Source organism: Vibrio sp. HB236076, from assembly GCF_040957575.1.
Lineage (GTDB): Bacteria > Pseudomonadota > Gammaproteobacteria > Enterobacterales > Vibrionaceae > Vibrio.
The window spans coordinates 2,935,314-2,948,868 of record NZ_CP162601.1 but is presented as its reverse complement, the minus strand read 5'-3'; the positions used below and the strand labels follow the sequence as shown (position 1 = coordinate 2,948,868).

Below are 13,555 nucleotides of genomic sequence, written 5' to 3'. Positions count from 1 at the left end.
TATTTTGCTTGGCGACCATAGCATTTTGGACCCACCTGATTCCATGCCGAACTCAGAAGTGAAACAAAATTGCGCCGATGGTAGTGTGGGGCTTCCCCATGTGAGAGTAGGACATCGCCAGGCTTTAACATTCCTTCTTGATGTATCAAGAAGACACAAGCTAAAGCATGTAAAGTAAGACTTTAGACTGTGAACAATTTGTAGTGGAGCGGTAGTTCAGTTGGTTAGAATACCGGCCTGTCACGCCGGGGGTCGCGGGTTCGAGTCCCGTCCGCTCCGCCACTTTTTAAGAAAGCCTGATTCGTTAAGAGTCAGGCTTTTTTTCGTTAACGGTAGTTCAAGCGGCAGTTCAGTTGGTTGCTATTATTTAGAACAAGCCGGCCTGTCACGCCGGGGGTCGCGGGTTCGAGTCCCGTCCGCTCCGCCACTTTTTAAGAAAGCCTGATTCGCAAGAGTCAGGCTTTTTTTCGTTAACGGTAGTTCAAGCGGCAGTTCAGTTGGTTGCTATTATTTAGAACAAGCCGGCCTGTCACGCCGGGGGTCGCGGGTTCGAGTCCCGTCCGCTCCGCCACTTTTTAAGAAAGCCTGATTCGTTAAGAGTCAGGCTTTTTTTCGTTAATGGTAAACACAGTCAATAACAGTCTGACACAGTCCGCTTCGCTTAACACAGTGAAAGACAGATCGCTGCGCTGCAAGGTCGTTTCACTTCAAGGACGCTGCGCTCAAGTGACAAGAAAGGTCAAAAGAATAAAATGAATGATAGCGGTTTTTAGTCTTAGGGTTTTCTGTTTACTTGGAACGAAGTGATCTTGTGACTTGAAGCGAAGCGATCTTGCCACTGTCTTTTACTGTGTGTCACTGTCTCATATTGTCTTATATTTTGGTTTTACCTAACTCAAATGGGGTCGGATTTGCGAAATAGACTGACTGACAGCGTCCTCGGTATTATGCGGATCCGACCCCTAGAAGTGATGAACCCAATAGGCAAAGAATGACTTTTGGTGTTGATTGTCATCATGTACTGCAATGGTTGAGGTCAATCTTTGTTCTTTGCCAAAGTGCGTTTTCGAGTCATAGGGGTCGGATCCACAACAGTTAGGCGCATAGGGTGAGTACTGCGATCCCGCGAATCCGACCCCAGGATGATTTCTTTCCACTCGTTTTTCTCAGCAACCCATCAATTTCGTGAACCACAGTGTTGTACAGTCAAACACAGATCGCTTCGCTTAACACAGTGAAAGACAGTCAACCTACTCAGTGGCTACCGGAATCAAGGGTCAAATTTGGTCTGTACAGGTATTAGGGCTTTTGGGTTGCCATGATCCAAATGCTATTCACGCTATGTTAACTCAGCAGTGGGCGCTGTTGATTTTGGGCTTTACTGCGTGCTCGGTACGGGGTCAGCAGCTTTGAAGAAGCTCGATCATATCAGTGAGGGTTGGGTAGAGAAGCTCTGACCCCTGTATGTTGTATTCAAAGACGCTTCGCTGGCATCGCTGTGTTGGTGACAGCGCACTTACCTCGGCTGCCGACCCCGTTCATCGAATAACACAAGATCGCTTTGCTTAAGACAGTGAAAGACAGGTCATGTGCTGAGACTGTCCTACACTGTCTCATACTGTCTTATATTTTGGTTTTACCTAACTCAAATGGGGTCGTGTTTGCGAAATAGACTAACTGACAGCGCCCTCGGTATTATGCGGATCCGACCCCTAGAAGTGATGAACCCAATAGGCAGAGAATGACTTTTGGTGTTGATTGTCATCATGTACTGCAATGGTTGAGGTCAGTCTTTGTTCTTTGCCAAAGTGCGTTTCGAGTCATAGGGGTCGGATCCACAACAGTTAGGCGCGAGGGTGAGTGCTGCGATCCCGCGAATCCGACCCCAGGATGATTTCTTCCCACTCGTTTTTCTCAGCAACCCATCAATTTCGTGAACCACAGTGAAAGACAGATCGCTGCGCTGCAAGATCGTTTCACTTCAAGGACGCTTCGCTCAAGTGGCAAGGTAAAATCAGTGTGGCATAGTGAATGACAGTTTGACACCTTAATACAGTGAACCACAGGTCATGTGGTGAGATCTATTTTGATCGCAATGATCTGAGTGCCATCAGTGGGATCGGTGTTAGTTATTGGTCTACGATAATGACGCGTAACTTCTAGCTGATTGCTCAACATATAAACGGTATGATACATGGGTTGTCGGTTAATTCGTGTAAAAGTGACTGCCGTAACTTTTTTATTTTTTAGATGTTCTTGATACTTATCACTTATTTTTTAATCTTTGGATTGCCAGTATGAATTACTTTTCCACTCTCACCTTTGTTGCATTAGGTGGTGCGATAGGGGCGTGCTCTCGTTTTCTTCTCTCGGAGCTTTTTGTTTTATTACTAGGTCGCAGTTTTCCTTACGGTACGCTATTCGTTAATGTAACGGGTTCTATGATGATGGGGGCTTTTACGGCTTTACTCACTATGCAGGCGGTGTCAGGTGATCCGTGGCGTCCTTTAATTGGTCTTGGTTTTCTAGGCGCTTTAACCACCTTTTCAACTTTTTCGATGGATAATGTCAATCTCTTACAACAAGGCGAGTTTGTTAAGATGGGACTCAATATGATGTTGAACGTCGTTCTCAGTGTTTCGGCTTGTTGGATGGGTTATCACATTTTAATGAAACAATAAGAGAATGCCGTTACAGGCTTGGTTTTGATCCAAGGCTGTGATAATAATAGCTTCACTTGTCGGAGTGCCATTTGGCTGAGACCGTTTATTCGGGATCCGTTGAACCTGATCAGGTTAATACCTGCGAAGGGAACAAGAGAATGTCTTTGGGCGTTTTTTGTCCTCATTTCATTTCTTCGGTCAGTTTTGATCGCTCTTGTATTATGCATTTATCCGGCAAGCATTTTTCTTAATACTTACTGGAGAATAATGCATGTCGACTCGCAAACAAGCTAGGCTATCAGCCCAGCAATTTATTGAAAATATTGAATCCTCACCTTATCCAAACTCGAAAAAAGTTTATCTTTCAGGTAGCCAGTACCATATAAAAGTCCCTTTTCGGGAAATCACCTTAACGGATACGATCATCGGTGGCACACCTAACAGCCCCGAGTATCAAGCGAATTCGCCAGTGTTGGTTTATGATACTTCTGGTCCATATACGGATCCTCAACATAAGATTGATGTTCATGTTGGTTTACCAAAGTTGCGTGCAGATTGGATACAAGCACGTGCTGATACTCATCAACTTTCAGGTTTATCATCTCAATATGCAAATCAAAGGCGTGAAGATTCAACCTTAGATACCTTGCGCTTTAAGTCTGATGCCATTGTTGTAAAAGCGAATCAGGGCAAGTGTGTGACTCAGCTCCATTACGCAAGACAAGGTATTATCACTCCAGAAATGGAGTTCATTGCATTGCGTGAGAATATGCAGCGCTTACAAGTACTGGATGAACAACTTGAGCATCAGCATCCCGGTCAAGCATTTGGGGCGCAGTTACCGCAGCAAATTACCCCTGAGTTTGTCAGAAGTGAAGTCGCAGCAGGGCGCGCGATCATTCCAGCTAACGTCAATCACCCCGAGTCAGAACCTATGATCATTGGCCGTAACTTTTTGGTGAAAGTGAATGCCAATATTGGTAACTCATCAGTTACTTCTTCGATAGAAGAAGAAGTTGAGAAACTGGTTTGGGCGACTCGCTGGGGCGCTGATACGGTGATGGATTTATCGACTGGGCGTAATATCCATGAGACCCGCGAATGGATATTGAGAAATAGTCCGGTTCCTATTGGCACGGTGCCCATGTACCAAGCCCTAGAGAAAGTGAATGGGGTTGCGGAGAATCTGACCTGGGAAGTGATGCGCGATACGCTCATTGAGCAGGCTGAGCAAGGCGTCGATTATTTTACCATCCACGCAGGCGTATTATTGCGTTATGTGCCGATGACGGCCAAGCGTGTCACGGGCATTGTGTCACGCGGTGGCTCGATTATGGCGAAGTGGTGTTTGGCTCATCACAAAGAAAGTTTCCTCTACACCCATTTTGAAGAAATTTGTCAAATCTGTGCCCAATATGATGTTTCTCTTTCTTTAGGTGATGGTTTACGCCCTGGGTCGATTGCTGATGCGAATGATGAAGCGCAATTCTCCGAGTTAAGGACGCTTGGTGAACTGACTAAGGTTGCTTGGCAGTATGATGTACAGGTAATGATCGAAGGCCCTGGCCACGTTCCTATGCACTTAATTAAAGAGAACATGGAAGAACAGCTCAAGCATTGTGATGAGGCACCATTTTACACATTAGGGCCGCTAACAACCGACATCGCGCCGGGTTATGATCACATTACCTCAGGAATTGGTGCGGCGATGATTGGGTGGTATGGCTGTGCGATGCTGTGTTATGTCACGCCAAAAGAGCACTTGGGGTTACCGAATAAAGAGGATGTCAAAACAGGCCTCATCACTTACAAATTAGCGGCTCATGCGGCCGATTTAGCAAAAGGCCACCCAGGGGCTCAAGTCAGAGACAATGCTTTATCTAAAGCCCGTTTTGAGTTCCGTTGGGAAGACCAGTTTAATTTATCGCTCGATCCAGTGACGGCTCGTCAATACCACGATGAAACCTTACCTCAAGAATCAGGAAAAGTAGCCCATTTCTGTTCTATGTGTGGTCCTAAATTCTGCTCGATGAAGATTTCCCATGAAGTGCGAGAATACGCCAATCAAGGGATGCAACAGAAAGCACAAGAATTCCATCAGCAGGGGGCTGAGCTATACATCCCTATTCGTCAAGAGGCGTCTATCAAGGAGACGATGTAATGGCACTAACCGACCCATTTTTATCAAGCGAAGGGGAAAGTACCCGGCGCGGGGGGGCAAGGCATAGTCTGGCCAATATTAAGACCTTACTTGAACATCATGCCGAAGTTCGTGGTTTGGTTTTCTCTGCATGGACGATAAAAAGCGAGCAACAGAAGGTGGAATTGTTCATTCAAGACCACCCTGTTTATCGACTGACGGTGATGAATGATGACCAAAACACTTTACGTATTCAGTTGTTTCGATTGACTGAGCAATCAGAGTCATTCGTTTTGAACTTTTGTCCGCATATTGAGGTTGAAACGATTCACGAAACACCTTTAACGCCATCAGTATGGATTGCCATGGGCTGTTTGCCAGGTGCAGTGAGTGAGATGTGGCATGGGAATGACGCTTTCGATCACCCTGGATTTCAGGCACTGCTGACGAGTCGAGTCCCTCGCCAATGGCAGAAAAGTGATATCAATAACTACCTCGCCGCCTTGTTAATTTCACTGCTGCAAGACTATAGCGTTGAAGATGCCTTGCTATTGGCTCATGCCAGTTCGGTTTCACGTGAAACTTGGCCTATTCATTGTCATGATTTTCCTGACTTGTTGTGTTTTGAACCAGCAACAAAAAAGCCAGTTCTCAATAACAATAGCAAAGATTACCCCCCATGGCCTGAGGTCGATCGTGAGCAACTGCGCTTTTACCCAGTGTTACCAAACGTTGAGTGGGTAAAAAAATTGTCGTCAGCGGGGGCAAAAACCTTGCAGCTGAGAAACAAAGGTAATCGAGATGCTCATTATATCAATGAGATTAGGCTGGCGATTGAATTAGGGCATCAGCAAGGGCTTCAGTTATTCATTAACGATGACTGGCAATTGGCGATTGAATTAGGGGCTTATGGCGTACACTTAGGACAACAAGATCTGCAAACGGCGGATCTTACCGCCATTAACCAAGCGAACTTAAGGCTGGGAATTTCGACCCATGGCTATTTTGAAATTCTCAATGCTATGCGTATTCAACCCAGTTACCTCGCACTAGGGCATGTTTTTGCGACGACAACCAAAGTCATGCCATCAAAACCTCAAGGACTTCAACGATTAAAAGAACTCAAGAGCTTTGTTGCTCAATGTTGTCCTACGATGCCGACAGTGGCCATCGGCGGTATCGACTTAACCAATGCAGAGCAAATTATTGAGACCGGTGTAAGCAGTATTGCGGTGGTTCGCGCTGTAACCGAAGCCGACGATCTCGATGGCGTTATGGCTGAATTTAACCAAATCATGGTTAACAGCAAGTGGGGGGATAATGCTGAGCGATAAAGAGTTCATTCGTTATTCACGACAAGTTGCCATACCCGAAATTGGTTTGGATGGTCAGGTGGCGATAAAACAAGCCAGAGTCTTGGTGATTGGTTGTGGTGGGCTTGGTTGCCAGGTGGCGCTGCAATTGGCTGGTGCCGGTGTTGGTCACTTGGTGTTGGTTGATGACGACCAAGTGGATTTGTCCAATTTACACCGTCAAATAACGTATCGAGAAACCGATCTTCAACAGCCAAAAGTTCAGGCCTTAAGTCAACAGATTGACCAATTGAACCCTTGGGTTCAGTGCCGCACCGTCAATAGACGAATGTCAGATCAACAATTGGCGATTGAGATCTCGATGGCCGACATAGTGGTAGATGGCAGTGATAACTTTGCTACCAGAAAGCAAGTCAACAAACTCTGCTATCAACAACAAAAGGCGTTGATCAGTGCTGCGGTAACGGGGTGGGGCGGGTTTTGTAGCCGCTTTAATTTTCATTGGTTAGCATCGCGCGGATCTCAACCTTGTTATCAGTGTCTAACCGGTGACCCTGAAGATAATCAAGCAAGAAATTGTCAATCGGTCGGTGTGGTTGGCAGTGTTGTCTCAACCATTGCCAGTGTGCAAAGCCTAATGACGTTACAGGTAATCTTAGGCAATGAGGAGGCCGCTTTGCCAGGAAGTGAGAGTGGCAGCTGGGTCCATCAGTTTGATGGATTAACCATGCAGTGGCAAAGATATTGGTTTACGACGGATCCAAGTTGTCGCGTTTGTTGCGATACATCGGAGGCAATTCATGAAAATTCAATTTAATCACAAGCATATCGAATGTGATGAAGGTACGACGTTATTCGCTCTCTTACAGAGTCAAGATCTTACCTTAAGTGGCAGTGTGTTTGTCGTTAACGGCAACATTGTTGCCAAAAGCCAGTGGCGCGAAGTGACCTTAAAGCAGGGCGATAAAATTGATTTATTTAATGTAGTTGCAGGAGGCTAAAGTAATGATGGACACAACCACAACACAATCACAATCGGGTTTTCGCCACCTTCAACAGCACCGCGATGGGTTGACGATTGCAGATCGAACATTTACGTCGAGGTTATTTACCGGAACCGGTAAGTTTTCATCTCAGCAGGCCATGATGGCTGCACTGAGTAGTAGTGAATCGCAATTGGTCACAATGGCTTTGAAGCGAGTTGACCTCCATAATCCGCACGATGACATCCTTGCTCCCATTGTCGCGAGTGACCACTTATCGTTACTGCCGAATACTTCGGGGGCTAAAGATGCCCGCGAGGCGGTATTTGCCGCTGAGCTTACCCGAGAAGCTCTGCAAACACCCTGGGTTAAGTTAGAAATTCACCCCGACCCGAGGTATTTGCTCCCTGACCCGATTGAAACCTTAAAGGCTGCTGAGATATTGGTGAAGAAAGGCTTTACTGTTTTGCCATACTGTCCTGCTGATCCTGTCTTGTGTAAACGTCTAGAGCAAGTAGGTTGCGCCGCTGTCATGCCGTTAGGGTCGCCTATTGGTTCAAATCAAGGTTTACAAACTCGGTCCTTGCTAGAGATCATCATCGAACAAGCTCAAGTGCCTGTTGTGGTCGATGCTGGTATAGGTTCGCCGTCAGATGCGGCGTTAGCGATGGAAATCGGTGCCGATGCCGTACTGGTCAATACGGCCATTGCTACCGCCAGTGATCCCCAAGCAATGGGGTATGCATTTAAATTGGCGGTAGAATCTGGACGCTTAGCGTATCTTTCTGGACTTGCGACACAGAACATGACGGCTCAAGCCTCTAGTCCGTTAACGGGTTTTTTGAATTCAGGGGGTGAGTGAATGAGCTTTCAAGCCTCTTTTGACCATTTGAATTGGGACGATATTCACCTGTCCTTATACAGCAAAACCGCGCGTCATGTTGACGTGGCGCTTGCGAAGCCAAAGCGTTCGTTAAGTGATTTAATGGCCCTGCTTTCTCCCGCGGCTGAGCCTTATCTTGAGCAAATGGCACAGATGTCTCAGCAACTGACTCGTCAACGGTTTGGTCACACCATGGGGATGTTTATTCCTCTGTACCTATCCAACTTGTGTTCCAATGTTTGTACTTATTGTGGCTTTTCGATGGAGAACCGGTTAAAGCGTAAGACGTTATCAGTTAAAGAAATTGAGCAAGAATGCCTGGCGATCAAAGCGATGAACTTCTCTCAGGTATTAATCGTGACAGGAGAACACGAAACCAAAGTAGGAATGGATTATTTTCGCCAAGCGATACCGGTTATTAAACGCTATTTTGATTTTGTTGCGATGGAAGTTCAGCCTTTGGATCTTGAACACTATCAAGAGTTGAAGCAACTGGGGGTCGACAGTGTGCTCGTTTATCAAGAAACGTACCATCGACGAACGTATGCACAACATCATTTACGCGGCAATAAATCCGATTTTGATTACCGCTTGCAGACGGCGGATCGGTTAGGTCAAGCGGGTATTGATAAAATAGGTTTAGGTGCCTTGCTCGGTTTACAGGACTGGCGTACAGATCTCATGTTTGTCGGCCATCATCTTGATTATTTACAACGTCGATATTGGCAGAGTCGATATTCTATTTCACTGCCCAGGTTAAGACCCTGTACCGGAGGGATTGAGGTGAAATCTGCGATGACGGACACGCAATTAGTACAAGCATTATGTGCATTTCGATTATTCAGTCCTGATCTTGATTTGTCCTTGTCGACACGTGAATCGCCTTGGCTTCGTGATCATCTGGTTGAGTTAGGGGTAACCAGCATGTCGGCGGCTTCCAAAACCCAACCCGGTGGATATTCTAACCCAGCGCCGGAATTAGAGCAGTTTTCGACAAGTGATGAACGTCCTGTCGCGATGATAGAAGATATGTTGATTAAACAAGGTATTACGCCGGTGTGGAAAGATTGGGATAGGGCCTATTCTTTTTAGCGTTCTACATGAGAGAAAAAGATAAATAGTGAACTTGCTTATTGTTCGTTTCACATGAAACACCGCCCAGATCGGGCGGTGTTTTTTTATGGCTAGCCATCGCTTAATGAAAGCCGTCTTAGCGTGATACGGGTTAATTAGCGTGACCTAACCAACGGGCGAGTCGCATGGGTGAGCCACTCAGCAAGGTCTCCTTCCACCAAGGGCAGTAGGGCATCGCGGACCTGCTGATGATAATGATTGAGCCATTGGATTTCTGTTTCAGTTAATAGTGTGGTGTCAATACAGCGCAGATCAATAGGGCAGCGAGTCAAAGAAGAAAAGCCATAACTCTCTCTGTCGCCTTGCGTCATCACTGGGGTGACTAGCTCAAGGTTTTCGATACGAATACCAAAACCGCCATCCTGATAATAGCCGGGTTCATTCGATACGATCATGCCTGGCTGTAGGGCGACTTCAACAGGACGCTTAGAAAGGTTTTGTGGTCCTTCATGAACATTCAAAAAATGGCCAACGCCATGACCTGTACCATGATCAAAGTCGTAGCCTTGCTGCCATAGTGGTTGGCGGGCAAAACTATCAAGTTGATAGCCGCACGTGCCTTTTGGAAAACGTGCGGTTGCAATATTGATGTGACCTTTTAAGACTAAGGTAAACATGCGCTTCATGTCATCTGTCGGTTGGCCAATGGCCACGGTTCTTGTGATGTCGGTTGTACCATCGCGGTACTGGCCACCGGAATCGACCAAGTATAGGCTGTTAAGGGTTAGGGTTTTAGGAGCAGGTTGGTTTTTGTGATTGTAGTGACACATCGCGGCATTTGAACCGGCCGCAGAGATAGTATCAAAACTAATATCAACAAAGCGCTCATCTTGCTGACGATAACTTAGCAGTTGGTCAGCTAAGGTGGCTTCGTCGTGTAAACGACCTGCCGTCACCTCGTTATCCAACCAAGCCAAAAAGCGAACCATGGCGACGCCATCGCGAATATGGCAGGCTCGCATCCCTTTTATTTCCGTGTCGTTTTTACATGCTTTTGGTAATGAACATGGGTCTTTTTGATTGATAATCTGCGCGCCCGCATTTTGTAAATGAAGGGCAAACCAGGCATTTGCACTATTCGCGTCCAGTTGCACATTCTGGTTGCTGAAGTTTTGTAAGTATTGTTGCAGTTGTTGTGGTTCGACAATCTGAACACCCTCGCCCCAGTGTGCAATGCATTCATCAGAGACGCGGTCTCGGTCGATGAACAAGGTGACTCGCCCTTGACTGTCGGCGATGGCGTGACAAAGAGCAACCGGTAAGCGGGATATGTCGCGAGCGCGAATATTTAACAGCCAACTGATTGAATCAAGGGCGGTAATGACAACAGCATCGATGTCCTGTTGTTGTAATTGAGCGGCCAGTTGTTGGCGCTTGTCGTAGGACGTTTGCCCACAATACTCGAGTGGCATAACAAATAATGGTGTAAGGGTTTGCGTTGGTCTGTCTTGCCACAAAGGATCAATGGCATTACTGTCGAGTAACTTGAGCGTCATGTTGCTCAGTTTGCTTTGCGCCTGCTGTAACCACGCAAAACTGTGTAGTTTGGGATCGATAGCGATGGTACTGCCTTTGGCAAATTGAGCATTGATCCAAGATAAAACCGGGGTCTCGATGAGGTGTTGATAACTGAAGAGGTCGTTGGGCACCTGTTGTTTGACTTGCACGGTATAGCGCCCATCCACAAAAATACCGGCCTGGTCCTCGACGCCAATGACGGCAGCCCCGGCAGAGCCCGTAAAACCGGTTAACCAAGCGAGACGTTCGTTATAAGCAGGGACATATTCGCCTAAAAACTCATCTTCACGTGGGACGATGATGGCATCAATGTGATGGTGTTGCATCCATTTTCTGAGGGCAGATACTTTATCGTGAGTCGACATTGCCATATAAAAAATCCTTGTTGTTGAGCCCTGTACTGGCCTTAAGCAAATGAGTGGGCACTTCATTGAGAACACATTATTGAGAGTCAATTAAGCTACTCTTTTTCCGATTGACGTGCAAATGACACGATCATGGCTATCGGTATAATAAATGCATTTTGTGTCTTTTTGTTGATTGCTTGAGCATTTACGTTAGCCCCTCAACACGCAAATGTTGTGTACTGGCAATGATCAGCTCTTTGAGCCAGTGTAATGCTGGGTCGCTATTTCGTTGCTGGTGCCAAAATAAAGTATAAGCCATCGCGGGAAAATTCATTGGTAAAGGCATTGTGACTAAGCCGTGCTGTTTCGCTGCCATGGTGACAAAGTGTTGTGGGGCGGTAAAAATAAAGTCGGTATACGTGCACAGTGAAATGGCACTATTAAAGTCGGGGACGGTAATCGCAATGTCTCGTTCAAGACCTTGGTCGGCTAATCGATAATCGAGTAGCCAGCGTTCATTACCGTCACAACGTACTTGGATATGGCGTGCTTGAAGGTAAGTGTCGAAGCTCCACTCTTGCTTTAATAATGGGTGAGACGCTCTTAGGGCACAAATTTGTACATCGCGAAAAATTTCTTGCTCGCAGATTTCACTGGGCGGATATAGGGTGAGTTTGGCATCGTTTATATCGAGGTCTTTACCGGTTAAGCCAAAGTCGAGATCGCCTCGTTTGAGTTGTTCGAAGGTGGTGTCAGACCAAGTATGAGTACTGATGGTTACCTGAGGCGCTTGTTGGAACATCTGTGGTAAAAAATGAGGTAAAATAAGCGGGTAAGCGCTTTCTATTGTCGCAATTTGAAATCGATAATCACTGGTGCTTGGGTCAAAATGATCCGGCTCGTTCAGCATTTCAAACTGCAATAACAGCTCAGTGATTTTGGGTGCGATCGTGTTGGCTTTTAAAGTCGGTGTTAGACCTTGATGTTTGCGAATAAAAAGTGGGTCATTAAATTGTATCCTCAACTTTGCCAGTGATTTACTGATACTCGATTGGCTTAAACACAAACGGTGTGCCGTTCGGGTCACACTGCATTCATCGTACAAAACCTTAAAACACACCAATAAATTTAAATCGAGGCGAGCGAGCTTTTCTACCTGCATAGGATTACCCAATATTTCTTTCCGGGAATAATACCCATGACTATACATCATTTTTATTCATATCTCTGTATGGGTAGAATACAGATTCACTTTTCTCTTTTTGTTGCTTGTAACAAATGAGAAGCAGCTCTTTTTCATTGTATTTTTAAATAGGTCGGTCCGATCATGACATCAAAGTTAAGCTTTCAGCTTGCCTTACTGGTTGCCTTAGTTTTATTTAGCCCCTTGGGGATTGATTTATACTTACCCGCGTTACCGGATATTGCTAATGAGTTTCATGTGGAACACACCTTAGCTCAAGACACCATCACTTGGTTTTTATTTGCGATGGGGATTGGCCAGTTAGTGGCGGGACCCTTGGCGGATAAATGGGGCAGGCGTACGATCGGGTTAATGGGGATCAGTGTGTTTGGCCTCAGTGCCCTAGCGGCTTGGTACGCTTATTCGATTGACTCACTGCTCATCGCTCGTTTATTACAAGGCTTTGGTGCTTGTGCAACCTCTGTTGCTGCCTTTGCTACCGTACGTGATCGATTTGGTCCTGAAAAAAGCGGTCAAATGATCAGTTATCTCAATGGGGCAATCTGTGTTATTCCCGCTCTCGCGCCTATTCTTGGTAGTTTTCTGACCCAGTGGTTTGACTGGCGTGCCAATTTTGCGTTCATGGCATTGTTTAGTCTGGTGGTTGGTGCGGTGATGTGTGCTTTTTTTAAAGAGACCAACCCACAAAAAGCCGTCGGACCTATCTTTAAGCCCACGCGATACTGGTCAGTATTGAAAGTGCCGAGCTTTGTTTTTCATGCATCACTGTGTTTGTTGGCGATGTCAGTCATCTTAGCTTATGTCACCAATGCGCCTGTGGTGTTAATGGAAAGAATGGGCTTGTCCATGTCAGAGTTTACGTTTTGGTTTGGCTGTAATGCGGTGCTCAATATCATTGCTTGTCTGGTTGCGCCAAAGTGTATTCAACGTTGGGGCGCCCATAAAACCATTACCGTCGGTGTCATTTCTTTGGGGTTCTCAGGCGTCGTGATGTTGCTATTGTCACCCTGGCAAACACCATTCGGATTTATGTTACCTATTTTTATGTCCTCTTGGGGGTTTGCCTGGGTTTTGGGGGCTTCAGCCGGTAAGGCCCTTGAGGCATTTGGCGATAAAGCGGGGACGGCAGCAGCACTATTGGGTGTGTTTCAAATGAGTGGCGCAGGGTTATTGGTTGGTTTAATCCAACGCGTAGACTGGCCGGCCGAAATCATGATTGCAGGTCATATGTGGCTGATTGTACCTTCATTACTGGTGTTGTGGTCGAAAACTGGCCGAGGTTGGCACTGGCAACAATCTCATTAAATGGAGGACTACCTCAATGGGTAATAAAGCGCAATAATGGTTTAGATTCTCCTTGCTTATTTGCG

10 protein-coding genes, 1 tRNA gene, 1 rRNA gene and 1 riboswitch are annotated in these 13,555 nt (G+C 46.2%); of the genes, 10 read left to right on the top strand and 2 right to left on the bottom strand.

Annotated elements, in window-relative coordinates:
* The first annotated feature begins 7 nt into the window (after window positions 1-7).
* The 9 genes from rrf (at window position 8) to thiH (ending at window position 9,074) form a co-directional block, all read left to right on the top strand.
* Window positions 8-123: ribosomal RNA gene (rrf, locus tag AB0763_RS12990) — 5S ribosomal RNA — on the top strand.
* Window positions 124-205: 82 nt separating this feature from the next.
* A tRNA-Asp gene (locus AB0763_RS12985) sits at window positions 206-282 on the top strand.
* 2,015 nt (window positions 283-2,297) lie between these two features.
* Complete coding sequence (gene crcB, locus AB0763_RS12980) at window positions 2,298-2,681, top strand: fluoride efflux transporter CrcB (protein ID WP_306102424.1); 384 nt, start codon at window positions 2,298-2,300, stop codon at window positions 2,679-2,681.
* A 50-nt stretch (window positions 2,682-2,731) separates the two neighbouring features.
* Window positions 2,732-2,830, top strand: a riboswitch (TPP riboswitch).
* 104 nt (window positions 2,831-2,934) lie between these two features.
* Complete coding sequence (gene thiC, locus AB0763_RS12975; RefSeq protein ID WP_306102423.1) at window positions 2,935-4,824, top strand: phosphomethylpyrimidine synthase ThiC; 1,890 nt, start codon at window positions 2,935-2,937, stop codon at window positions 4,822-4,824.
* Window positions 4,824-6,137, top strand: coding sequence for a thiamine phosphate synthase (gene thiE, locus AB0763_RS12970; protein ID WP_306102422.1), 1,314 nt, complete (start codon window positions 4,824-4,826; stop codon window positions 6,135-6,137). Before thiC ends, thiE begins: the two co-directional genes overlap by 1 nt.
* Complete coding sequence (locus AB0763_RS12965; RefSeq protein ID WP_306102421.1) at window positions 6,124-6,933, top strand: HesA/MoeB/ThiF family protein; 810 nt, start codon at window positions 6,124-6,126, stop codon at window positions 6,931-6,933. The genes thiE and AB0763_RS12965 overlap by 14 nt, the downstream gene beginning before the upstream one ends.
* Window positions 6,917-7,117, top strand: coding sequence for a sulfur carrier protein ThiS (gene thiS / locus AB0763_RS12960; RefSeq protein ID WP_306102420.1), 201 nt, complete (start codon window positions 6,917-6,919; stop codon window positions 7,115-7,117). The genes AB0763_RS12965 and thiS overlap by 17 nt, the downstream gene beginning before the upstream one ends.
* Window positions 7,118-7,124: 7 nt before the next feature.
* Window positions 7,125-7,961, top strand: coding sequence for a thiazole synthase (locus AB0763_RS12955; protein WP_306102428.1), 837 nt, complete (start codon window positions 7,125-7,127; stop codon window positions 7,959-7,961).
* Window positions 7,962-9,074 (top strand): 2-iminoacetate synthase ThiH, encoded by a 1,113-nt coding sequence (gene thiH, locus AB0763_RS12950; protein ID WP_306102419.1) that lies wholly within the window; start codon window positions 7,962-7,964, stop codon window positions 9,072-9,074.
* A 137-nt stretch (window positions 9,075-9,211) separates the two neighbouring features.
* Here thiH and AB0763_RS12945 read toward each other — a convergent pair whose 3' ends face one another.
* Together AB0763_RS12945 and AB0763_RS12940 are read right to left on the bottom strand one after the other, a co-directional pair.
* The gene (locus AB0763_RS12945) at window positions 9,212-11,005 is read right to left on the bottom strand and encodes an aminopeptidase P family protein (protein WP_306102418.1); all 1,794 of its coding nucleotides are present in this window, start codon (window positions 11,003-11,005) and stop codon (window positions 9,212-9,214) included.
* A gap of 181 nt (window positions 11,006-11,186) precedes the next feature.
* Window positions 11,187-12,143, bottom strand: a complete 957-nt coding sequence (locus AB0763_RS12940) for a LysR family transcriptional regulator (RefSeq protein WP_306102427.1) — start codon at window positions 12,141-12,143, stop codon at window positions 11,187-11,189.
* A gap of 165 nt (window positions 12,144-12,308) precedes the next feature.
* Between AB0763_RS12940 and AB0763_RS12935 the strand changes: the two genes are divergently transcribed.
* The gene (locus AB0763_RS12935) at window positions 12,309-13,490 is read left to right on the top strand and encodes a multidrug effflux MFS transporter (RefSeq protein WP_306102417.1); all 1,182 of its coding nucleotides are present in this window, start codon (window positions 12,309-12,311) and stop codon (window positions 13,488-13,490) included.
* The last annotated feature ends 65 nt before the right edge of the window (window positions 13,491-13,555 follow it).

Coding starts and splice junctions, on each gene's coding strand:
- crcB (WP_306102424.1), top strand. CDS start 2,298: ATGAATTACTTTTCCACTCTCACCTTTGTTGCATTAGGTGGTGCGATA.
- thiC (WP_306102423.1), top strand. CDS start 2,935: ATGTCGACTCGCAAACAAGCTAGGCTATCAGCCCAGCAATTTATTGAA.
- thiE (WP_306102422.1), top strand. CDS start 4,824: ATGGCACTAACCGACCCATTTTTATCAAGCGAAGGGGAAAGTACCCGG.
- AB0763_RS12965 (WP_306102421.1), top strand. CDS start 6,124: ATGCTGAGCGATAAAGAGTTCATTCGTTATTCACGACAAGTTGCCATA.
- thiS (WP_306102420.1), top strand. CDS start 6,917: ATGAAAATTCAATTTAATCACAAGCATATCGAATGTGATGAAGGTACG.
- AB0763_RS12955 (WP_306102428.1), top strand. CDS start 7,125: ATGGACACAACCACAACACAATCACAATCGGGTTTTCGCCACCTTCAA.
- thiH (WP_306102419.1), top strand. CDS start 7,962: ATGAGCTTTCAAGCCTCTTTTGACCATTTGAATTGGGACGATATTCAC.
- AB0763_RS12945 (WP_306102418.1), bottom strand. CDS start 11,005: ATGGCAATGTCGACTCACGATAAAGTATCTGCCCTCAGAAAATGGATG.
- AB0763_RS12940 (WP_306102427.1), bottom strand. CDS start 12,143: ATGCAGGTAGAAAAGCTCGCTCGCCTCGATTTAAATTTATTGGTGTGT.
- AB0763_RS12935 (WP_306102417.1), top strand. CDS start 12,309: ATGACATCAAAGTTAAGCTTTCAGCTTGCCTTACTGGTTGCCTTAGTT.